At 58.1% G+C, this 4246-nt stretch carries 2 protein-coding genes; both read left to right on the top strand.

What is annotated here, in order from left to right; genetic code table 11:
- On the top strand, positions 1-155 hold a 155-nt coding region (locus tag Q0072_RS21020), incomplete at its 5' end, for a magnesium transporter (RefSeq protein ID WP_298333824.1).
- A 546-nt stretch (positions 156-701) separates the two neighbouring features.
- Positions 702-3815, top strand: coding sequence for a TonB-dependent receptor (locus Q0072_RS21015; protein WP_298333822.1), 3114 nt, complete (start codon positions 702-704; stop codon positions 3813-3815).
- Positions 3816-4246: the final 431 nt, after the last annotated feature.

The following is a 4246-nucleotide window of genomic DNA, read 5'->3' as shown; positions in this document are numbered from 1 at the left end:
TGATCTGCGCCGGGCTGTTCGGCGGCCTGATTCCATTCCTGCTGGACCGGATGAAGATCGACCCGGCCGTGGCATCAGGCGTCTTCCTGACCATGGTCACCGACGTGGTGGGCTTCCTGTCGTTCCTGGGGCTGGCGACGCTCATTCTGCTGTGAGGGGCGTGCAGCCCCTGACGTACCGCAGGGACATAAAGGCGTGACCTTCATATTCCAGGTGGGGCCAGCGCTGATGGGCCTGCACCCCTGACAGGTCCCGGATTTGCAGGCGACAGGAAGGCTTGCGACCTGATCCCTTTGACCCTTCCGTCCGGATAACAGACCGTTTGATAGCGGTTGGGGGGTGCTCGCGAGCGTAAAATTCAGCAATTCGTTTGAAGTTAGCAATTTAATTACAGTTAAATTGATGAAGCTAAATGATATCTGAATGTTTCCAATTGGAAACCGTAATCATATTCCCCAGTAACCTTTCCTTTTTTATATTCATTATCCAATAAATCCGATCTGAGTAATTTTATTACAAAATGACAGCGATATTGCATTCATGCAACAGGGGGGAATCTCTTTACACGGGCGACGTAAGCGATCCTTGTCGCGGAAAACGTGGCGTCGTTAACTGAGGGCGACCTGTGGGGCGTCAAAAACAAGATTTGGTGGGGGTATTGGGCCACCAGGTGCCACGCGGGCATAAAAATGGGGTAAGAGATGACAATCGGACAAAATCTTTCGGGCCGCGCGGTGCGTGCCGCCCTTCTGACCGGCGTTGCCGCGACATTCGTGACCGGTTCCAACGCAATTGCGCAGAACGCACCGACCGCGGCCGCAGAGTCGCTGGTGCTGGAAGAAATCATCGTCACGGGTTCGCGCATCGCGTCGCCGAACGCGACCTCTCCGGTGCCTGTCACCAGCGTGACGGCGGAGCAGTTGGTGCTGAAGGGCAATGTGTCGCTGGGCGACGCAATGAACAAGCTGCCCTCGTTCCGCTCCACATTCTCGCAGGCCAATTCGACAGCCTTTATCGGCACCGCTGGCTTGAATGTGCTTGATCTGCGTGGTCAGGGGACCGCTCGCACGCTGGTGATGGTGAACGGGCGTCGCCACATCACCGCACAGCCAGGCTCCTTCACCGTTGACACCAACACCATTCCGTCCGACCTGCTGGAACGTGTTGATGTGGTGACGGGCGGGAATTCGGCCGTCTATGGTTCCGATGCCGTTGCCGGTGTCGTCAACTTTGTCACCAAGCGCAACTTTGAAGGCACCACGGCCCGCCTTCAGGTGGGCACGTCCAGCAAAGGCGACCGTGATTCCTACACCGCCAGCGTCGCCACCGGCTTTAATTTCGACGAAGGGCGCGGCAATTTTGCCATGTCGTTCGAAATGGCGGATTCCGACACGCTCTATTTCACCGACCGTGACAGCCAGACCGGTGCTTTTTCCGGCCGCAGCCAGTTCAACCTGACGGAAAACGTCATTGGCGAGCCCTCGACGGGTAATGGTACGGCTGACCGTACCTTCCTGCGCGGCCTTCGCAATAACACGATTTCCGAAGGCGGCCTGTACACGTCGACCTGTCCCGCTCTGCCGGCCACCACGGCCGCCAACTATGCCGCGGTTGTTGCCCGCCGTGCCCTGAACTGCACGGGCCAGCGCAGCAATACCGGCGCTGAGTTGGGCAAGACCTTTGTCTTCAATGACAGCGGTCAGCTCGTCGAGAACGTGGTGACCACCGACTTCCGTCCGTTCGGGTCGGGCAACTCCATCGGTGGCCAGGGTTCAACCCTTCGCCTCACCGGCATGCTGCAGCCGGGTCTGGAGCGCAAGGCGTCGAACATCATCGCCCATTATGAAGTCGCGCCCTCTTTCCGCCCGTTCATCGAGGCGAAGTATGTCACAATTGATGCCAATCAGGAAGGGCAGCCGACCTTTCATAACAACAGCTTCAGCATCGACAACCCCTACCTGTCGTCCGCAAGCCGCGCCCTGCTGGTAAACAGCCTGGCCCCAGGCACCACGACCTTCACCGCACAGCGCTTCAACGTCGATTTCGGCGGTCGCGGCGAACAGCATGAACGCGATACCTATCGTATTGTTGTCGGTGCCGATGGCGAATTCAATGACGATTGGCGCTACGAGGCGTCGATCAATTACGGTCACGTCAGCACATACTATGAGACGAACGGCAACATCATCACGGCCAAGTTCAACAATTCCCGTGACGCCGTGCGCAATGCCGCCGGAACCATCGTCTGCCGTATCAATGCTGATGCATCGACGACCAACGACGATCCGTCCTGCGTGCCGGTCAATCTGTTTGGCAATGGGTCGGTTTCGCGCGAAGCCCTGAACTATTTCGGCTTTACCTCTTCGCGCAAGCAGAAGGCGACCGAGTTTGTCGGCAGCGCCTTTATGAGCGGCGACAGCTCGCAGTTGTTTGAACTGCCCGCCGGCCCGGCCAGCTTCGCCATCGGTGGTGAATATCGCCGGGAAACCGCGTCCTCTGTCTATGACGATGTCACCGCCAGCGGTGTGACATTCCTGAACGCCTTTGCCCCCTTCCGTCCGCCAGCGATGGAAGTGACGGAAGGCTTCGCCGAAGTGCGCGTGCCGTTGCTGGCCGATCTGCCGTTCGCCGAGGAACTGTCGCTGAATGGTTCGGGTCGCCTGTCGCATTACAACAATGATGTCGGCACGGTGTTCGCGTATAATTTCGGCGGCACCTATGCCCCGACCGGTGATATCCGTTTCCGCAGCGGCTATGCACGGTCGGTGCGCGCACCGACTCTGCTCAACCTGCACGGTGCTTCGACGCAGGGATTTGTGAACGGCCTGAATGACCCCTGCAGCGCCACCAACATCAATAACAATCCCAACCGCCGGACCAACTGCGCCGCGGCGCGCGTGCCGACGACGGAAGTTGTCAACGGTGTGACTGTTCCGTGGACCAACACCCCGGCATCGGGCGTGTCTGGCGTCAGCTCCGGTAACCCGGACCTGACCGAAGAACGCGGCACCAGCATCACCGTTGGTTTTGTTGCTACGCCGGACTTCATCGACGGTCTGACCCTGTCGGCCGATTATTATTCCATCAAGATCAAGGACGTGATCAACACCCTGGGTGGTCAGACGATCATCGACCAGTGCTATGACAGCCCGAGCGGGATCAATAACGCCTATTGCGCAGCGGTGTTCCGTAACGCGGATGGCACGTTCGCGGGTCAGTCGAACCGTATCGTTGGTGGGGCGACCGTTTCCTTCCCGACAACCGGTCCGGCATATCGCGCCGGTCCGTTCAACTTCGCCAACCAGAAGACGGAAGGCATCGATGTTGACGTGACCTATGAGACGATGCTGACGGATGACATCAAGGCGGATTTCCGCATCCTGGTGTCCTACCTGATCAAGCGTGACGAATTCACCGACATTACGCTGCCCGACTACCGTACCCAGGTAAAGGGCACCTTGGGCGATCCGGAATGGTCGGGCACGTTTGACGCTGACTTCAAGTGGAAAGAGTTCGATATCGGCTATGGCCTGCGCTATATCGGCAAGCAGTCCATTACCGATTGGGAAGTTCAGCACGCTGTCGATGGTCGTCCGGCCACCAATCCTGACGGCTGGCCGCGCAAGTACTACTCTGCCGCCTACCTGCACGATATCCGGTTCGGGTATCAGGCGACCGAAGAGGTCAGGGTCTACGGTGGTGTGGATAACTTCACCAACAGCCTCCCGCCGCTCGACCTGCTGGGTACAACCGATGGCGAGGCCTATGACAATATCGGCCGGTATTTCTATGTGGGCGTCCAGGCGAAGTTCTAAAGTGTGATCGGCTTGAATGGGTTCATTTAAGCCGTGAACACAGGAAGGGATTGAATTTTGGTGTGTGTCAGATGTTCCTTTGAGCATCTGACACACTCTGAAATTGCCTCATTTACCGGGACGTTTGCGTTGAGTTGGCCTGTGTAACGGAGTGCCTGAGACGGCGAGGGGTTGTTGGGTATCGAAAATCACCTCTGCGACCTTATCGAACCTCGCTGCACCTGCCATATCGTTTGATGTTCATTGCTGCGCGCCCAAAAGAAAACCCCGATCCCGGCTTCACACCGGGATCGGGGTTTTCGCTTTTCAGGGCTCCCGGTGGGGAAGGGCGGTTACCGTTCGTCCACCTTGGCGGGCTCGGTCTTGGCCAGGACGCTGGTGATGGTGGTGCGCAGGACGCGGACCTGTACGCCGGTGGCGATTTCCACCGT

This window comes from Asticcacaulis sp., from assembly GCF_027484505.1.
GTDB lineage: Bacteria > Pseudomonadota > Alphaproteobacteria > Caulobacterales > Caulobacteraceae > Asticcacaulis.
This window is presented reverse-complemented; position numbering and strand designations above follow the sequence as displayed.

Bases quoted from the DNA above. Each gene is read 5' to 3' on its own strand.
- Q0072_RS21015 (WP_298333822.1), top strand. From the start codon at position 702: ATGACAATCGGACAAAATCTTTCGGGCCGCGCGGTGCGTGCCGCCCTT.